General features: G+C 70.5%; 13 protein-coding genes. 5 read left to right on the top strand and 8 right to left on the bottom strand.

Annotated elements, in window-relative coordinates:
• Positions 1-36 precede the first annotated feature (36 nt).
• Complete coding sequence (locus H2Q94_RS11575; protein ID WP_243794574.1) at positions 37-516, bottom strand: Lrp/AsnC family transcriptional regulator; 480 nt, start codon at positions 514-516, stop codon at positions 37-39.
• Positions 517-670: 154 nt separating this feature from the next.
• Between H2Q94_RS11575 and H2Q94_RS11570 the strand changes: the two genes are divergently transcribed.
• From H2Q94_RS11570 to H2Q94_RS11560, 3 genes are all read left to right on the top strand, one after another.
• A complete protein-coding gene (locus H2Q94_RS11570; RefSeq protein WP_243794573.1) occupies positions 671-3,007 on the top strand; it encodes a transketolase-like TK C-terminal-containing protein in 2,337 nt (778 codons plus the stop codon).
• A gap of 633 nt (positions 3,008-3,640) precedes the next feature.
• Complete coding sequence (locus H2Q94_RS11565) at positions 3,641-4,360, top strand: ABC transporter ATP-binding protein (RefSeq protein WP_243794572.1); 720 nt, start codon at positions 3,641-3,643, stop codon at positions 4,358-4,360.
• Positions 4,357-6,567 (top strand): FtsX-like permease family protein, encoded by a 2,211-nt coding sequence (locus H2Q94_RS11560; RefSeq protein WP_243794571.1) that lies wholly within the window; start codon positions 4,357-4,359, stop codon positions 6,565-6,567. Before H2Q94_RS11565 ends, H2Q94_RS11560 begins: the two co-directional genes overlap by 4 nt.
• Before the next feature lie 105 nt (positions 6,568-6,672).
• Here H2Q94_RS11560 and H2Q94_RS11555 read toward each other — a convergent pair whose 3' ends face one another.
• From H2Q94_RS11555 to H2Q94_RS11545, 3 genes are all read right to left on the bottom strand, one after another.
• Positions 6,673-7,149: an RICIN domain-containing protein gene (locus H2Q94_RS11555; RefSeq protein WP_243794570.1), complete on the bottom strand. Its 477-nt coding sequence runs from the start codon at positions 7,147-7,149 to the stop codon at positions 6,673-6,675.
• 355 nt (positions 7,150-7,504) lie between these two features.
• Positions 7,505-8,266, bottom strand: a complete 762-nt coding sequence (locus tag H2Q94_RS11550) for a sulfite exporter TauE/SafE family protein (protein ID WP_243794569.1) — start codon at positions 8,264-8,266, stop codon at positions 7,505-7,507.
• Between the two features lie 329 nt (positions 8,267-8,595).
• A complete protein-coding gene (locus H2Q94_RS11545; RefSeq protein ID WP_243794568.1) occupies positions 8,596-9,459 on the bottom strand; it encodes a LysR family transcriptional regulator in 864 nt (287 codons plus the stop codon).
• Positions 9,460-9,606: 147 nt separating this feature from the next.
• Here H2Q94_RS11545 and H2Q94_RS11540 point away from each other — a divergent pair, with 147 nt between their 5' ends.
• Together H2Q94_RS11540 and H2Q94_RS11535 are read left to right on the top strand one after the other, a co-directional pair.
• On the top strand, positions 9,607-10,884 hold the full coding sequence (locus H2Q94_RS11540) for an FAD-dependent monooxygenase (protein WP_243794567.1): 1,278 nt from the start codon (positions 9,607-9,609) through the stop codon (positions 10,882-10,884).
• The gene (locus tag H2Q94_RS11535; RefSeq protein ID WP_243794565.1) at positions 10,868-11,578 is read left to right on the top strand and encodes a TetR/AcrR family transcriptional regulator; all 711 of its coding nucleotides are present in this window, start codon (positions 10,868-10,870) and stop codon (positions 11,576-11,578) included. The genes H2Q94_RS11540 and H2Q94_RS11535 overlap by 17 nt, the downstream gene beginning before the upstream one ends.
• A gap of 198 nt (positions 11,579-11,776) precedes the next feature.
• On the opposite strand, the gene H2Q94_RS11530 is transcribed toward H2Q94_RS11535, so the two are convergent.
• From H2Q94_RS11530 to H2Q94_RS11515, 4 genes are all read right to left on the bottom strand, one after another.
• Positions 11,777-15,163, bottom strand: coding sequence for an AAA domain-containing protein (locus tag H2Q94_RS11530; protein WP_243794563.1), 3,387 nt, complete (start codon positions 15,161-15,163; stop codon positions 11,777-11,779).
• 283 nt (positions 15,164-15,446) lie between these two features.
• Positions 15,447-15,758 (bottom strand): effector-associated constant component EACC1, encoded by a 312-nt coding sequence (locus H2Q94_RS11525; protein ID WP_243794561.1) that lies wholly within the window; start codon positions 15,756-15,758, stop codon positions 15,447-15,449.
• A gap of 22 nt (positions 15,759-15,780) precedes the next feature.
• Positions 15,781-16,728: a class I SAM-dependent methyltransferase gene (locus tag H2Q94_RS11520; RefSeq protein WP_243794558.1), complete on the bottom strand. Its 948-nt coding sequence runs from the start codon at positions 16,726-16,728 to the stop codon at positions 15,781-15,783.
• Between the two features lie 358 nt (positions 16,729-17,086).
• The gene (locus H2Q94_RS11515; RefSeq protein ID WP_243794556.1) at positions 17,087-17,821 is read right to left on the bottom strand and encodes a lysophospholipid acyltransferase family protein; all 735 of its coding nucleotides are present in this window, start codon (positions 17,819-17,821) and stop codon (positions 17,087-17,089) included.
• Positions 17,822-17,924 lie beyond the last annotated feature (103 nt).

The following is a 17,924-nucleotide window of genomic DNA, read 5'->3' as shown; positions in this document are numbered from 1 at the left end:
TTCCAACGGACGACCTTCATGTCCACAATGCACCGATCACTCGTCGGCGAGCCGGTTCAGCAGTGGGGTGAGGCGGTAGTCGACGAGGTCGCGCATCACCAAGGCGGTGTCGGTGCGTTCCACGCCGGGGATCGCGAGCACCTGACCGGCGATGCGGTACAGGTCGTCGGTGTCGCGGGCGACGACCTGCACGAAAAGATCGGTGTGGCCGCTGATCCCGGACACCTCCAGCACTTCGGGGATGGCGCGCAGCGCGTCGGCGACCGGGCCGAGCTTGGCTTGGGTGACGCGGGTGGTCACGTACGCCCGCAGCGGGTAACCCAAGGCTCGCGGGTCCACGCGACGTTCGAACGAGCTCAGGGCGCCCCGTTCCTCCAGCCTGCTCACCCGGCTCTGCACCGTGTTGCGCGACAACCCGGTCTCCTCGGCGAGCGCGCTGATCGTGGCGCGGGGCGTGCGGGTGATGGCCAGCAGCAGCCGGGCGTCCACGGCGTCGACCGACTCCGGAGTGGGCACTCTGCTCAACTCCTCCCAGGCTCGGATATGACCGGTTGAGCAATCTGCTTCATTATGCGCCCCCGTCTTGTGCAGAAAACGACTAGTTGGTGGGCTTTCCAGAATTCATGCCCAAAGGTGGCGGTGGCCGCCTTGCCAGGGAGGTGTTCGGCCGATGGTGGACAACGCAGTCGCCCATGAGGACGCGACGCGCGGTGGTGCCCGCGATGACGCGACGCTCGCCGAGATCGAGCGGCGGGTGCTGTGGGTGTCCACGGCGATCATCCACGAGGCGAACCGGAACCGGCCGAACCCGTCGGGCCTGAAGGTCGGCGGGCACCAGGCGTCCTGCGCCTCGATGGTGTCGATCATGACGGCGTTGTGGTTCCACGAACTCGGCCCCGACGACCGCGTGTCGGTGAAACCGCACGCCTCCCCCGTGCTGCACGCGATCAACTACCTCATCGGGGAGCTCGACGAGAGCTATCTGCCGACACTGCGGGAGTTCGGCGGGTTGCAGAGCTACCCGAGCCGCTCGAAGGACCCCGATCCGGTGGACTACTCCACCGGTTCCGTCGGCATCGGTGCGACCGCCCCGATCTGGGGTGCGCTGGCGCGGCGCTACGTGCGCTCCACGACCGAACGCGGCGGCACCGGGCGGCAGTTCTCCCTGGTCGGGGACGCGGAACTGGACGAGGGCGCGGTGTGGGAGGCGCTGCTGGATCCGTCGGTCGCCGAACTCGGCGAGCTGGTGTGGATCGTCGACCTCAACCGGCAATCCCTGGACCGGGTGGTGCCGAACATCGCCGCCGGGCGGCTGCGCGGCATGTTCGCCGCCGCGGGCTGGCAGACCTTGGAGCTCAAGTACGGGCGGCTGCTGGAGGAGCTGTTCACCCGGCCCGGCGGCGCGCAGCTGCGGGACCGCATCGACGGGATGACGAACCCCGAGTTCCAACGGCTGCTGCGCTGCGACGCCGCGCAGCTGCGCGAGCGGTTGCCAGGCGACGGCGCCGACCGGGACGCGATCTCCGGGCTGCTCGCCGAGCTGGACGACGCGACGCTGCTCGACGCGGCGCGCAACCTCGGCGGCCACGACCTGGGCGCACTGCGCGACGTGTTCGGCGAGATCGACGACAGCCGCCCCACGGTGATCTTCGCGTACACGGTGAAGGGCCACGGCCTGCCCACCGAGGGCCACCCGCAGAACCATTCCTCGCTGCTCACCCAGGACCAGTTCGCCGAACTGGCGCCGAGGCTGGGCGCCGCTGTGGACCGCCCGTGGGAGCGGTTCGACGCCGACGGCGCCGCCGGCCGGCTGTGCGCGGCCACGGGTGCGCGGTTGCGGCGCGACAGCACGTCCAGCACCCCGCCGCCGGCCTTGCCGACGGACATCGGCCGCACACCTGCGGGAGCCGCGACCACCCAAGCAGCGCTGGGCAGGGTGCTGCTCGACCTCACCCGGCAGTCCCCGGAGGCCGCGCGCCGCGTCGTCACCGTGTGCCCCGACGTCAGCTCCACCACGAACCTCGGCGGCTGGGTGAACAAGGTCGGCGTGTGGTCCTCGCGGCAACGCCGCGACTGGTTCGCCGACGACGCCGAGACGATCCTGCACTGGCGCGAGCAGCCCACCGGTCAGCACCTCGAGCTCGGCATCGCGGAGACGAACCTGGTGGGGCTGCTGGGAGAACTCGGCGCCACCTGGAGCCGGTGGGGTGAGCCGCTGCTGCCGATCGGCGTCCTCTACGACCCGTTCGTGGAACGCGCGCTGGAGCCGTGGGCATTCGGGATCTACGCGGGCGGGCAGTCGATCCTCGTCGGCACGCCATCCGGCGTGAGCCTCGCGCCGGAAGGCGGCGCTCACCAGTCGATCAAGACTCCGTCCATCGGCCTGGAGCAGCCGGGATGCGTGAGCTACGAGCCCGCGTTCGCGCTCGACGTGGAGTGGACGTTGCTGGCTTCGCTGGCACAGCTGGGGAAACCGGACGGATCCTCGGCGTACCTGCGGTTGTCGACGCGGCAGGTCGATCAGACGCTGGCGGCGGTGCCGACGGATCCGGCGGCGCGGGAACGCCGCAGGCGCCAGGTCGTCGCGGGCGCGTATCCGTTGCGCAGCACGGAGAACCCGAAGCTGACCATCGCCGCGATGGGCGTGACGGTGACCGAGGCGCTGGCCGCCGCGGATCGCCTCGGCCAAGCCGGAGTGGACGCCGACGTCGTGTGCGTGACCAGCCCCGACCTGCTGTTCCGGGCACTGCGAGCCCGGCAGGGCCGCCAGGAGGGTTCGAGCTGGATCTTGGACCAAGCCTTCCCCGCGCATCGCGCCGCACCGATGGTGACGATCTGCGACGGCCATCCGCACACGCTGGCCTACCTCGCCACCATCAACCAGGTCCCCGGCACGACGCTGGGCGTCACCGGCTTCGGCCAGTCCGGCTCCCCCGAGGACGTGTACCACCACCACGGCCTGGACACCGACAGCATCGTCCGCGCCGGCCTCGACCTCCTCGCCTGACCGACCGCGCACAGCGGAAGTGAGTGAACGGACCGTTCGACCAACCAGATCAGACGAACGGTCCGTTCACCCCACCCCGAACCACCCACGACCTACGCCCACAGCTCCGCGAGACCGAGTCAACGGACCGTTCGACCAACCAGATCAGACGAACGGTCCGTTCACTCCGCCAACCTGCGGGAGCGGGTAGCTGTGGTCGAGATCGCCGGGGTTCACCCGGTGCGAGGACTCCGTGAGCGCGGTGCCGTCGGGACTCCGGCGCGGACGGTGCGGGCGGCTGCTTCCGTCGTGTCGCGGACGGCGGTCATGCCCGGCGCGAAGCCGGCCTCGACGGCATCGCCGTTGTTCCCGCCGGAACGAACGCCGGTACATCCGGGCCGGTCATCGAAGGGGCCCCTTCCGTGCTGCTCGCTCCATTGCGCGTCGGCCGCCTCTGCACCGGAGCGGCGGCACACCTGATTCCGGTTGCCTTCCCCAGGCTGATCGGCCAGGCGCTCCCGGCCGATCAGACGACCCCGGGCGACCTGTCGGCTGAGGCGCGTTCCCTCGTTCGCTGCGAACGTTTCTCTCGATCGACTTTGGCATCAGCGGTTGCGCCGAACGGCGCGCATCTTGACCGAGGGGACGACACACATGCAGCAGGGGCACATACCGGCGAGCCGGACGCTGTTGGCGGGCAACGGCCTGGCGAAGCAGTACGGCGAGCACTGGGCGTTGGGGGGCGCGGACATCGCGGTGCAAGCCGGTGAAGTGCTGGCGATCGTGGGGCCGTCCGGCTCCGGCAAGACCACCATGCTGCACGTGCTCGCCGGGATCCTCCGGCCGGACCGCGGGGAGGTCATGTTCGACGGGCGCCGCATCGACCAGCTTTCCGAGACCAAGCGCAGCGAGCTGCGGCGCCACGAGTTCGGTTTTGTGTTCCAGCAGGGCATGCTCGTCGGTGAGCTGACCGCCGAGGAGAACGTGGCGCTGCCGCTGCTGCTCGGCGGCACCGACCGGCGCAAGGCCACCGGCACCGCACGAGAGTGGCTGACCGGGTTGGGGTTGACCGGCATGGAGCAACGACTGCCCGGTCAGCTCTCCGGCGGCCAGGCGCAACGAGTGGCGATCGCGCGGGCGATGGCGCACAACCCGAAGGTGATCTTCGCGGACGAGCCGACCGGCGCACTCGACACCCGCACCGGGGAAGCGACGATGAACGCGCTGGCGGACAGCGCGAGCCGTTCTGGTGCCGCGGTCGTCGTGGTCACCCACGACCGCGAGCTGGCCGCCCGGTGCAGCCGGGTGGTGGAGATCCGCGACGGTCTCATCGCGAGCAACGCACCTGCGCGCGGCCAGGCGGTGGCGCGATGAACCCCCTGCAGCTTGCTGTGCGGGTGCTGCGGCACGACTCCCGCACCCGCACCTCGGCGATCCTGACCGCTGCGGGCGTGATGGTGGCGACCGCGCTCGTGCTGATCCTCACGGCGCTGCCGCACGCGGCGCAGGCGCGCACCGAACGCTCCTCCTGGCAGTCCGGGCACCAGGGCGTCTCCGACACGGGTGGGGTCGAGCTGGCCTCCCTGGACTACCTGCAGGGCGAGCTGATCACTCGGCTGGACGTCTCCGGCACCGCCGGCGGCGGGAAGGCCCCGAAGTTCCCGGCTCCCGGCGAGGTGCTGCTGTCCCCGGCACTTGCGCAGCAAGTGGCAGAACTGCCGGACAACGCACTGGCCGACCGCTTCCCCGAGCGCATCGCGGGCACGATCTCCCCGCAGCAGCTGCGCTACCCGGAACAGCTCGTCGCCGTTGTGGGGCACCCGAAAGGCACCCTGGACCAGACCGCCGCGGTCGCGAGTCCCTACTCCTTGGTGACGCTCAAGGCGGTGGCCGAGGACGAGCTGTTGGAACCGATGGCGTGGTTCGGCTTGTTCATCCTCGCGGCCCCCAGTCTTGTCCTGGTCGCATCGGCTTCGCGACTGACCGCGGCGCGACGGGAACGCCGGATGGCGTCGTTGCGGATGGCGGGTGCGACTCCGGCCCAAGTGGTCTCGACGGTGGCCGCGGAGACCGGGCTCGCCGCGGCGATGGGAACCGTGGCGGGGCTGCTGTTCACCTGGCCGCTGCGGTACCTCATCGCCATGATCCCTTGGGGCAACGGCACTTGGTTGCTCAGCGACATCACCCCGTCGATCTGGTCGATCCTGGGCGTGGCGATCGGCGTTCCCGTGCTGGTGGTGGCCTCGTCCGTCCTGGGCGCCCACCGGGTCGTGCGTTCGCCGCTGAGCGCGGCCACCCAGCAGCAGCGCAGCAGGCCCAAGGCGTGGCGGCTGCTGATGATCGCGGTGGTCGCCGGGTTGTTCTTGCTCGGCATGGCGAAGTACGACGATGGCGCGGGTTTCCTGGTGCTCATCGCCCCGATCGCCGGAGTGGTGTGGTCGTTCTCGCTGATCGGTCCCTGGATCACCGCCACCATCGGACGCGTGTTCACCCGAGTTTGGCGCCGTCCTTCGATGCTGCTGGCGGGCAGGCGGCTGGTCAGCGACCCGAAGGGCGCCTACCGATCGGCCTCGGGCATGGTGCTCGCGGTGTTCATCGGGTCGCTGGCGCTGACGGCGTTGCCCGCCATGGCTTCCGGACCCGATTCGATGGGCAGCCCGGACAAGGAGGGCGTGATCCTCGCGGACGTGCCCAGCAGTCAGGCGCCCGAGCTGCGCCAACGCCTCGCCGACGCGTTGCAGGAGCAGGGCGTGCGGGCCACCGTCGCCGGCTACGAGCAGGTTCAGGTCGACGGAGCCGGGGGGCCGTCCGCCCACGGTCTGCTCATCGAGTGCCACGCGGCTCGCGAGGTGACCTCGTATGAGCCCTCGTGCGAGGGGCCACCCGGCGTCCACGCACCGAGCGGTGTGCCGAACTCGGAACTCACCGTCAGTCCGGTCATCGCGGTTTCCAACAATGAGCGGCCCGCCACTCCGGTGCCGCCGGGAACGCCGGTCACCTTCGATCCGGACCTGGAGACGATGATCATCGACCCGGGCGTCATGCCCGCGTTGGAAGGGTCGCGGCAAACCACGTTGTCCGTACTGCCGCCCACCGAAGCCGACCGGATCAAGGTGCGCACCGCCATGGCGCGAACGATCCCCGGCGTGGACATCGAGTCGATCGAGTCGCGCAACGTCGCCGGGGAGGTCATGACCGGGGACCTGCACCGGATCACGGTGATCGGGTTGTCGATCGCGTCGGTGCTCGCGGCGGCCAGCGCGGCGATCACGGCCGCGGGTTCGGTCATCGATCGGCGCCGTACCTTGGGGGCGTTGGTCGCCGCCGGAACGCAGAGCCGGGTGCTGGTCCGCGCCCTGCACGCCGAGGCGGCGCTACCGGCGCTGGTCGCGGCCGGCCTGGCGACGGCCGGAGGCGCCGGTGTCAGTCTCGGATTGCTCAACGCCATGAAGCAGAGCACCACGCTGACACCGTCGATTCTGGCGCCGATCGTGCTCGGCCTGCTGGTGGCGGCGCTGGCGGCGTCGGCGAGCGGCCTGATGCTGCGCAAGATCACCGCGGAGCCGCTCGCCGACGAGTAGCGGGACGCTCGATACGGCGGCGGCAAGCGCGCGTTGCGCCTGCCGCCGCCGGTCGTGACCCGTTCTCGGGCATCACGTTCCCCGCGGGGGAAGCGATCCTCGCGGTCAGGAGTTCCTGATGATCCACCAGTTCTTGTCCTGGTCGGTGTTCGGCTCCAGGACGACGACCTCGTTCAGCGCGTTGCCGTAGTACGGCGCCACGACCTGCTCGGTCGAGCGGGACACGATCTTGTACTCGTCGCTACCGAACGACCTGCTCGACAGGGACCACTGGAATTCAGGAACATTCCGGCACTCGCCCTGAGTCAGGGAAGTCTTCCCGTAGTACTGCCCACCGGGTTTGAGGCACTTTCCGGTCTTGTTGTTGCGAATCAGGTAATACCCGCCCGAACCGTCCAACGCCCACTCGTCACCGGCAGCGGTGGCAGACGGATTCCATGCGTACATGTAGATTCCATCGTTCGAGTTGTTGCCATAACCGTACGGCAACAGGCTGCCCTCGGTGGACGAGTTCACGATACGCAGATCCGAGGGTGAAACCGCGCCCGCCGCCGCGAACGACATGCCGAACAGTGCGGTCACCAGGACGGCCGCGACGATGCCCAACCGGCCCAAAACATGGTGCATGGCTTGCCTTTCCGGGAAATGACGAGCCCCGCTGGCCCGCCACTAGCATGATCGGCACGACGAGACCGGCTCTCGATCACCCGAAAGAGCGACCAAAAAGGAATGCAGGACCAACCGCCCAATAAAGGAAATTCGCACTTCGAAGTTCATGCAATACCGAATGGCCGATTGCGTCGATCTCAGCAACCGCGACCTCATTCCCTCGAAGCGGTACTCCCCGGTCGGCTACCGGCGGACGGCATCGGTGCGTCGCTTCCGGTGGGCAGAGCACGATTCCCTTGCGGCGCCGCAGCAACGATCGCCGGTCGGCTCACCCCTTGGCGAAGTAGAGGATGGTCATCGTGATCGCGGTGGTCAGCACGACTCCGCGCAGCACGGCGGGCGGGAGCCGACGCGCCCAGTGCGCTCCGGCGAAACCGCCCGCCGCCGCGCCGATCAGCACGGATGCGACTTGCACCGGGTAGCTCAGGACGTCTGAGGCGATCAAGAAGAAGCCGGCCGCCGTGGCGTAGATGGCGGCGAGCTGCACGACGCGGGCGGAATTCCCGGTCGCCGGGTCGATTCCGAGGCCGACGTTCCACAACGCCAGCATCAGGATCCCGACCGCACCGCCGAAATAGCCGCCGTAGCCCGCCAACACGAACTGTCCGATGAGGACACTCCAGGAGCCGAGCTCGACCGACCGGCCCACCGCCGCGGTCAGCATCCGCGACAGCGTCCGGCCGAACGCGAGCACGACCGTGGCGAACGCGAGCAGCCACGGCACCGCCGCGTCGAACGAAGCGGCGGGCAGCACCAGCAGCAAGCCGGCACCGAGTGCACTGCCCAGCAGGCTCGTCGCCGTCAACGCGACCCGGGACGGAGTCCCGACCTGCACGACGTCACCCCGGTAGGCCCAGGCACTGGCGAGCGCGCCGGGCAGCAGCGCCACCGTCGACGACGCGTTCGCGGTCACCGGGGGCAACCCGGCGGCGACCAGTGCGGGCAGCGCGACGAACGTGCCGCCACCGCCGACGGCGTTCAACGCACCGGCCGCGACACCGGCGAACAACAGGGCGATGTTCTCCAACATGGAATCCAGCATCCGGTTTCGACGTCCGGAAAATCAATCGATCCCGCATTCCCGATCAATCGATTTCAGAGCTGAATCGCAGCGATGAAATGTGTTGGACCACGCCGGAAAGCGGCCGAATACTGGTTGAGCGATCCGCCCTTTCCGCACCGAGCTTCGACTTCGGAGGGATGCCGACATGCCGTCCACCGATGTGGCCCGCTTGCTGCGAGGTCTGGGTGTCCGCGCGCTGATGCTCGGGCTGCTGCTGGGAACCACGGGTGCACCGCTGGCCGCTCTGATCGCGCTGCTGGCGGGCGTCGGCCTGCTCGTCCAGTCCGATGTGGAACTCAGCCGACGAGGTGGCGCAGCAGCGCCCGAGCCGCCGGGTTGGCGGGCTCCGGCGACCGGCCGACCAGATGGATCGGCCTGGTGATGCTCGGCTCCTCGATCCGCGCGCAGGGCAGCCCGGAGCGTTCGGCGATCGCGTCGGGCACGATGCTCACCCCGAGACCGGCCGCCACCAGGTCGACCAGCAGCGGGATGTGGGTCGCTTCGCAGACCCGGTTGAGGCGCACCCCCGCCTCGGCGCACCGGCGCTCGATCAACGCCTGCAGTCCGCTGCCGCTGAACTCCACGAACGGTTCACCGTCGCATTCGGTCAGGCGAACCCGACTCCGGTCGGCCAGCCGATGTCCCGGGTGGCTCAGCAGCACCATGCGCTGGCTCCACTCGCCGAAACTCACCAGCTCCTCCACCGGCTTGCCATCGCCTGCCAGGTACGCCAGGTCGAGTTCACCGGAGCCGACGGCATCCACCAGTTCCGGCGCGATCCCCTCCCGCACGTGGATGCGCACGCCCGGGTGTTGCAGCCGGAACTCCCCCAGTTCGCCGGGCAGATCGACCACCGTGAGGGTCTGGATGGTGCCGACCGAGACACGGCCGCGCGCCAAACCCGCCACGGCCGACACCTCGCCGCGGGCGACGACGACGTCGGCGGCGATCCGCCGCGCCACCGGCAGCAGCGCCCGCCCCGCTTCGGTCAGCAGCACCCGGCGAGTCGTGCGCTCGAACAGCTGCGCACCCAGCGCGGACTCCAGCTTGCGGATCGACGCGCTCAACGCCGACTGGACGACGTGTCTCTCGCGGGCGGCTGCGGTGAAACTGCCGTGCCGCGCCACCGCGAGGAAATGGTCCAGCTGCCGCAGCTCCATCCGGCCACGGTAGACCGCGCACACCGCGCGGTGGAGCTCGGAGCGCAGCACCTTCGGCCACCACTTCCCGCCCGCCCGACACACCGGCAGATATGACACAAGCCACTGACTGACCAATTGGCCATTCTGGTCAGTATGGTCGAAGCCATGGATGAGACACGCACGAACCGAGTCCTCGTCGTCGGAATGGGCATCAGCGGGATCGCCACCGCGGCACGACTGCGCAGGTCGGGCTGGGATCCGGTACTCATCGAGCGAGCACCGCAACGACGATCCGGTGGTTACTTCGTCGCCCTGTTCGGCGCGGGCAAAGCCGCCGCCGAACGCCTGGGCCTGCTCGGAGCACTGCACGACCGCGCCGCGACCAAGCAGCACCTCGACGTCGACCGGAACAACCGGCAACGCTCCGGGCTCTCGTTCACCGACATCCCCGGCAAGCCGTGGCTGATGCTGCGCGGCGACGTCGAACGCGCCGTGTTCGACCAGCTCCCACCTGACGTGGAGATCCGCTACTTGACCGTGCCCACCGCCATCGAGCAGGACGAGGACGGGGTGGACGTGACACTGCTCGACACCGCGGCGGGCACGTCGGTCCGGGAACGCTTCGACCTGGTCGTGGGCGCCGACGGACTGCGCTCCACGGTCCGCTCGCTCGTCTTCGGCTCGCACCCCGATCACCTGAAACGGCTCAACTACATGATCGCCGCCTTCCAGCACCCCGGCACGCCACCGGGCCTGGAGGAGGGCCAGGGCGCCACCCTGCTCGAACCGGACCGCTCGATGTGGGTATTCGCGTTCTCCGACCACGCCCCGACCATCCTGCTGAGCTACCGCACCGACGACGTGGACGCCGAGTTCACCAAGCCGCCCACCGAGAGCGTGCGGGCCGCATTCGGGCCGCAGCCGCTGGGTGATCTGCTCGAAGACGCCGTCACCACGATGGAGAACTCCGACGGGGTGCTGTTCGACTCGGTGGAACAGGTCCGCCTGGACACGTGGCATCGAGGTCGCGTCGTGCTCGTCGGAGACTCCGCCTGGTGCGTCACCCTCTACGCAGGAATGGGCGCCTCCGCCGGACTCGCGGCCGCCGACGTGCTCGCCGCCGCCCTCGAACGGCACCCTGACGACGTGAACACCGCGCTCGGCGAGTGGGAACGCGCGCTGCGCCCTTCCATCGAGGGGTATCAGGCCAGCGCCGACGAACAGCGCAAGATCTTCGTGATGGACGATCGGCTGGAGATCTGGCTGCGGCGGCTGGTGCCGAAGTTGAGCAAGACCCGGCTCGGCATGCGCCTGGCGCAGCGGATCATGCCGGACATGGCCGGGACGAACGCCCTCAAGGACGCCGATCTCGTCGGTGCCGCGCTGGACACGCTGCGCGGTTCCGGTGCGCGAGGAAGGAACATCGTTGACCGATCTGCCTGAACACGGCTCGCCCAAGGCCGCGCGCATCCTCACCGCAGCCGGGGAGCTGCTGCGCGGCCGGGGCAGCAGAGGCGTCACCATCGCCGAGGTCGCCAAGAAGGCCCACGTCGGCAAGGGCACGGTCTACCTCTACTGGAAGACCAAGGAGGACCTGCTGCTCGGCCTGGTCAGCCGCGACTTCATCACCCTCTCCGAGGACATCACCGCGGCGGTCACGGCGGATCCCGACCTGGCGCGGCCTTCCCGGCTGTGCCCGGACATGCTGCGGACCGCGGCCGAACGTCCCTTCGTGGAAGCGCTTCGCAACGGTGACGACGAACTGCTCGGCGTCCTGACCGGTGATCCTCGCGCGACGGAACTGCTCGACGCCTTGGGGCCGGACGCGATGATGTACCGGGTGCTGCCGATCTGGCGGCGCCACGGGCTCGCCACCACCGAATGGCCGCTCGACGAGCAGGCCCTCGCGATGCACGCGCTCACCACCGGGTTCACGGCGAAGCGGACCCGCGCCGTGTCGGCGGCGGCCGGGACGGATCCCGAGCGGGTGCTGGCCGCGGCCGTGACCGCACTGCTCGGGCCGGAGCGGGGCGGCCCCGAGGAGGTGCGGGCGGCCGCCGCCGAAGGCCTCCAACAACTCGCCGAAGGCCGTGAGATCGCGCTGAAGTTCATCAGATCGCAGACGCCGGCCCGTTGAGAAACCCTCCTGTGACGGCCCTGGGTCCGTGCCTTGTCAGCGGCGAAGCCGTTGAGCAGTGACCAGCCGGCCACCGGCGGGTTCGCAGCGGCTTGCTCACGAGGACGGCGATTTCGCCGTGCACCGGACATCCCGCAGTGCGGAAGCCGCCGAGGTTGCGCTGCCCGGGCACCCGCGCAAGCCGGCCAAGGAGACTGCTCAGCTGACCGCCGCGCGTTGGGCCGTCGGGTGGAGGTCGAGGACGTCTTCGGTGTCGGCGCGGTCGTAGAGGCGCCACACCGGCATGCGCACCGTGGAGCGCACGCCGCGTTCCGGATCGAGCAGGTCCCGTCGCCGCAGCATGCGGTGCAGATGGTCGCCGGGGTCCGCGTCGGCCGCGGGGCCGCGGTCGAGCAGCACCGACAGCGGAGCACCGCCGAGCGAGACCGAAGCGTCCACGCGGTGCCCGTTGAGCACCGGGTTCAGCTGCACCGAGGCACCCGGCACGAGCCCGTACAGACGTTGCTGATGCTCGTCCGGGTCCGGGGCGGCGGACCCGCGACGGGCCGCGGCGAGGAGTTCGGCGCCGACTCCGGCGCGGCCGCTCCAGAAGTCGGCGTGCCCGGCCACGATCAGTTGCGAACGGGCTCGGGTGATCGCCACGTTCCACAGGTTGCGCTGCTTTTCCAGCCACCGCACCGAATGCTCCTCGATGCCGGGAGCCGCCACCGGTGAGAACACGATCGCATCGCATTCGCCGCCTTGGAACGCGTGCACGGTGTCCACTGTGACCCGCGGGTCCCCGGCGAGCCGCCGATCCAGCAGCCGCTGCTGCGGGCGGAACGGCGTCACCACCCCGATCGTCGCGTCCGCAGGCAGCGCGCGGCGCAGCATCGCCACGATCCGCACGACCGCGTCGGCCTCCGCCGCGTTCTGCCAGCTGCCACCGGATTCCGGGGTGGACGCGTGTCCCCGCACGTCCTCCCATTCGACGGCCGGTCGTTCCATCGCGGGTCTCCCGCGGATGTCGGTGAGCACCGTAAGGGCACCGTCGTAGAACAGCCGATCGGCCGTGTCCGCGATGCGCGGGTGGCAGCGGTAGTGCTCGTCGAGCAGCAGCGCGCCGCCGGTGGCGCGTTCGGCCGCGTGGAACGCGGAGTGCCGGGTGAACGTCAGCGACCGGCGTTCCAGCCACTCCGCCCGCACCCCGAGTTCGCGGCGCACTTCGGCTTCGGCGGCCGGATCGAGTTTCGCGATGTGCTTGAGCTGCATGACGTCGCCGATCACCACCGCCCGACGCGCGCGGAACAGCAGCGGCAGCACCGGGGCGACGCCGCACTGGCTCGCCTCGTCGATGACCACCAGGTCGAACAGTCCCGGTGTCAGCGGGAAGCGGTTCGCGGATCGGCAGGTCACCGCCCAGCCCCGCACGTGCTCCAGCACGGACTGCATCTCGTGCCGGTCGAAGGAGCCCTGCCGTTCCAGCAGGGCGCGGATCGCGCGCCGTCCTTCGCGGGCGGTGTCCCGCACCGCCGTGCGCAGCACCGTCGTGGACGCTTCACTCGCCGAGTCCGCGGCCTTGCGCAGCGACTCGGCGAGCCGCCGGTCGTCGGGCCGGTCGTGCAGCTGCGCCCGCCGGTCCCGCCACACCTGTTCGGCCTCGGCGAATTCGGCCACCCGGCCGCAGATCGCGGCGGGATCGGCGTCGGCGCAGTCGTGCGGCTCGATGCCCATCGCACGCACGACGCGGGAACGCCGCCAACCGGCGAACACCCATGCCGTGGCGGCCGCGTTCGCTCGTCGCGCCCACCTCAGCGGCCGCTGTCCCAGCCGCTCCGCGAGTTCCGCTTCGATGAGACCGAGCGCCTCCGCCGCGGCGTGCCGAGCGGCGCCGGCCGCTCGCAGTTCGCCGTCGATGCGGCCGATCGCCCGGAGGTCTCGGCGGGCTCGGGTGGCGAGCCGTTCGGCGGCGGCGAGTTCCGCGATGGCGGCCGCGCGCCCCGGTTCGTCCGAGCCGTCGGCGGCGAGCAGCCGCAGTGATTCCGCTTCGTACTCCCGGTTCGGGCGGGAACCGGTGCGCACCAGCGCGCCCTTCTGCACCTGTTCGCAGCGCCGCCACACCTCGTCGACGGCCTTGTTGTTCGTGGACGCCACCAGCACCCGCCGGCCGTCGGCGATGGCGGTGGCGACGATGTTCGCGACGAGCTGGCTCTTGCCGGTGCCCGGCGGTCCGGTCACGGTGCTGAGCCGCCGCGTCATCGCCGCCAGCAACGCCTCCCGCTGCCGATCGTTCAACGACCACGGCGCGACCACCGTCGGCTGCGCCGCGACCGTGGCCGCGTCGCCGTCGAGCAGCGCGCCGAGCGCGGTTTCCCGGATTCTGCCGGGTTGTTCCGCGATGGCCGCGAGGTCCTTGAGCACCCCGGCATCGGCCTTGTTCCCCTGCGGCACCAGCAACAGCACCGCCGCGTTGCGCGCGCCCTCCCCCGGCGACCGCTCGTCCAAGGCCGCGTCGAGCGAGTCCGGCACGAGTTCCGCGTTGTTCTGCCACCGGTAGGTTTCGCGCAGCAGGGCCAGCGCGTCGCCGGCCATCCGCTGGCGCTGTCCGCCGCGCCAGTTCGGCTCGAAGCTCTCGGCCAGCACCTCGGCCTCTTCGGCACCGAGCCGCTTCTTCGCCAAGCCCGGGTGCGGCAGCACCGGTCCCGACGGGCGCAGCCGCCGTCCGCCGGATTCGGTGTCGACCAGCTCGACCCGCCGCACCAGCAGCGGCGCGAACTCGGGGCCGGTGCCGCGGCGCTTGCCGTGCAGCACGACCGCCGGGTAGCCCGCCCACAGTTCGCCGCCCTGCCGTTCGGCTTCCGCCAGGAACTTCACGGCCTCCGGTGGTACCGGGGCGCAGCCGTCGTCGTCGAGCTCACCGGACAGGAACCGTTCCTGGCCGGGCAACATCGCGTACTGCTCTCCTTCGGCGCGGACCGGGATCAGCCCGGTCTCCGTGGCGGCGGCCAGCAGGCAGCGGCGGTGGTAGTCGAGCAGCGCTTCCCGCCCCGGAACGGCTTTCGCCGTGGCCGGCGCCGGGCCTTCGGTGTTCGCCGGCTGCGCGGTGAGCGGTTCCAGCTCCGGCGCCGCTCCTTGCGGGCAGCGGGCCAGCACGATGCGGTCGTCCACGCCGATCGACGAACTCACCGGCACCTGCCCGCCGGCTTCCCGCATCCGCTGGTTGACGTAGCCGAAGAGGTCGTCGACGGTGACCACTCCGCTGCCGTCGTGGCCTACCTTGCCGGTGCGCAATGCCTCCACCAACCGCCCGGTGAACGCCGAAGGCTCCCCGTCCGCGCCCGCCACGGCGGGTTCGCGCGCACGCGCGGAGCCGATCACGTACACCCCGCGGCTGGACAGCGGCGAGGACCGCTTCCGCGCGGCCCTGGCGTTCTTGAGCGGCCGCGCGTTCGTCTCGAAACCGAGCGCGAATCCGCCGCTGGCGCAGGAGTCCAGGATCGCGACCTTGTGCGGCGCGGCGCACGATTCCAGCTGCTCGTTGACGAATCCGGCGCGGACCCCGGTGCCCGCGAGGTCGTCGAGGTTCGTGTCGGCCGCGAAGAACACGTATTCGCCGTCGGCCTCGACGAGCCGCTCCCGTGCCCGGTGATGTAGAGCAGCGCGAGCTCATCCGGGCCGCAGTCGTGGAGGAATCCGGCGATCTCCGCGCGCATGTCGTCCGCCGTCAGGTCGTGCACGACCCGCGTCGGCTGGAACCCGCCGATCTGCCGGTGCTCCAGCACTTGCCGCAGCCCCCAGGTGTCGGCCCGGCTGGAGGGCAGCGCCTCGATGCGCTCGTCGTGGTGGTGCCCGGTGCCGATCAGCAGCGCCCGCCGCCGCTGCGGCCGGGTCACGCCGTCTCCCGCAGGTCACGCGGCAGCGACCGCACCAGCTCGGCGCATTCGTCCGGGCGCCCCGCCAGGCACATCGATCGGCCGCCGAGCGTCAGCTCCACCCGGCGGGAGCGTTCGCGCGCGCACCAGGAACTGATCGAGGACAGCAGCATCGACGCGCTCGCCGAGCCTGCGGCTCCCAGCGATGCCCACAGCAGCAGGTCGGTGGCGGTCCCGCCCTTGTAGCCGTGGCCGTGCGGTTCGCGTTCGGTGGCGAGGGAGACCCGCACTCCCAGGGAGTCGCGGAGTTCGTCGCGCAACGAACGCACCAGTCGCTCTTCGCGTATCGGGTCATCCGACGCCGCCACCCTGATCCAGAAGACCGTCGACCCGTCCGCCATGCCGCCCTCTCCAGTTGAATCCACCCAGATCGCCGCAGAGCCTAGAAGATTCCGCGGCGAATTCGGGTGAATTCAAGGAGATCGCACCTCGACAGCGCAGAACTGAGATGATCTCAGTACGACACGTGGGCGAATCCCGCACTGGCGCGAGATCAATGCTCCATTCGGGACGACTCGTGCGCAGGTGAAACGCCGCGCTGGACGGGTGGGCATATTCCGGCAACAAATGATCCACCCGCTCACCGGCGTCGAATCCCGCGGACCGCAGCAGATTCTCCGCCTTCGCCGCGGTGAGCCCGCTCCAGTTCGGGGTGGCCCGCCCGATCTTCCTGTAGTCGCGCAGGATCTTCGCGAGATATCCGTGATCCGCACCGGGCCGCAACGAGGCCAGCACGCGGCGCGCGTCGTGCCGCCAGGTGTGCCACACCCCGTCGGCGAGCAGCAGCGCGCCACCCGGCGCCAGCACGTCCCGCCACGCCTCCAGCGCCCGCACGGGGTCCGGCAGCGTCCACAGCACGTAGCGGGCGCTGACCAGGTCGAAGCCGCCCGACTCGGCCAGCTCGCGCACATCGTGACCGCCGCATTCGGCGAACCGGACCGCGACGCCGCGACGCTCGGCCTCCTCGCGCGCGTAGCCCAGCATCGCGGGCGACGGGTCGACGGCCGTGACCTCGTGGCCGAGTTCCGCGAGCAACGTGCTCAGGAAGCCCGTGCCGGTGCCCACGTCGAGCACCCGCAGCGGCTCCGTGCGCTCCGGGAACGCCGCGTGCAGCGCCTTGTCGCACACCGCTCGCCACGCCTCGCGCTTGTCCTGCGCGTAGCGCTCGTAGAAGTCGTTGTAGGCCGCGGCCCGCTCCGTCCAGTTGTCGCGGACGGCTTCGATCGCACGGTCGGTCACGAACGGTTCCTCTCGCCGGGGTCGGTCCCGGCCAGACTGGACGCTCTCGCCAGGAATGTGCAACTGCATCCGGGGCACTCGAACGCAGGTCACATTCCCGCCGGGCTGCGGAGAAGGACGGCGACCGGTGGCGGCAGCCGCCTGCGGCACTGCCGTGCTGATCACAGCCGCACGGCAGGGCCGGGAGCAGTTGCCGCCGGGCGGCTGAAGCCCCTCGAACCCGGTGATCGGCTTCTGCCATCCGCGGATGAACCGCTGGCAGCGTGCTTTCCCTTCCGGGGCAGGGCGATACCGGCCACGACGGCCGGCTTCGCCGCACGGAACGCGCCTCGACCTGACCACCCGCACCGTGCGGCGGTCACGCCGCCGGCGGTTCCTCCGCGCGGGCGTCGGCGAGCAGCGCGGTGATCGCGGCCATGATGCGGTCGGTGGCCTCCCGCAGCACCGCCGCGGTGAGCGGTTTGCCCATGAGGTCGTCGAGCGGCACGGCGGGTCCGGCGACGAGGTCGATCGGAGTGCGCCGGAACGGCCTCGGCAGGCCGCCGCGCGGGAGCAGGCGGTGAGTTCCCCAGTTCGCCAGCGGGATCACCGGAACTCCGGTGGTCAGCGCGACGCGCGCGATGCCGTTCTTGCCGCGCGCCGGCCAGTGCTCGGGATCGTCGGAGAAGGTGGCTTCGGGGAAGAACAGCACGCATTCGCCGTCCTCGGCGGCCCGCACCGCATCCCGGTAGGCGTCCTGGGCTCGTGCGGTGCCGCGGTGCACCGGGATGTGGCCGCCGGAGCGCATCACCCGGCCCACCAGCGGAATCCGCCACAGGTCGTTGCGCGCCAGGTAGCGCGGGACGCGTCCGGAGGCGAGGCAGAACGCGGTCACCGTGATCGGGTCGGCGAAGGACAGGTGGTTCGACGCCACCAGCACCCCACCCCGTTCGGGGAGCGCTCCCCGCATCCGCAGCTTGGAGCTGAGCACCAGCACCGGCCACAGCACGTCGATCGCCAGCCCGAACCAGAATCCCCGCCCGCACCGGGGAAACCGCCGGGTCAACCGCCATATTTCGCCCACCGAGGGTTCCGAGTTCGCTTCGCGCCGCACAACTCCCATTCGTAGCCGAAGCCCCTGGAGACTGCGCACCCCGCCCAGCCGAACGCCCACTCGGCGACCCCTCACTCCGAACGACCACGAAGGTCAATGCCTC

It is taken from the genome of Saccharopolyspora gloriosae (genome assembly GCF_022828475.1).
GTDB classification, from domain to species: Bacteria; Actinomycetota; Actinomycetes; order Mycobacteriales; family Pseudonocardiaceae; genus Saccharopolyspora_C; species Saccharopolyspora_C gloriosae_A.
Note: the sequence above shows the minus strand (reverse complement) of the source record. Positions and strands in the feature narration are given on the sequence as shown.

Coding starts and splice junctions, on each gene's coding strand:
- H2Q94_RS11570 (WP_243794573.1), top strand. CDS start 671: ATGGTGGACAACGCAGTCGCCCATGAGGACGCGACGCGCGGTGGTGCC.
- H2Q94_RS11565 (WP_243794572.1), top strand. CDS start 3,641: ATGCAGCAGGGGCACATACCGGCGAGCCGGACGCTGTTGGCGGGCAAC.
- H2Q94_RS11560 (WP_243794571.1), top strand. CDS start 4,357: ATGAACCCCCTGCAGCTTGCTGTGCGGGTGCTGCGGCACGACTCCCGC.
- H2Q94_RS11550 (WP_243794569.1), bottom strand. CDS start 8,266: ATGTTGGAGAACATCGCCCTGTTGTTCGCCGGTGTCGCGGCCGGTGCG.
- H2Q94_RS11545 (WP_243794568.1), bottom strand. CDS start 9,459: ATGGAGCTGCGGCAGCTGGACCATTTCCTCGCGGTGGCGCGGCACGGC.
- H2Q94_RS11540 (WP_243794567.1), top strand. CDS start 9,607: ATGGATGAGACACGCACGAACCGAGTCCTCGTCGTCGGAATGGGCATC.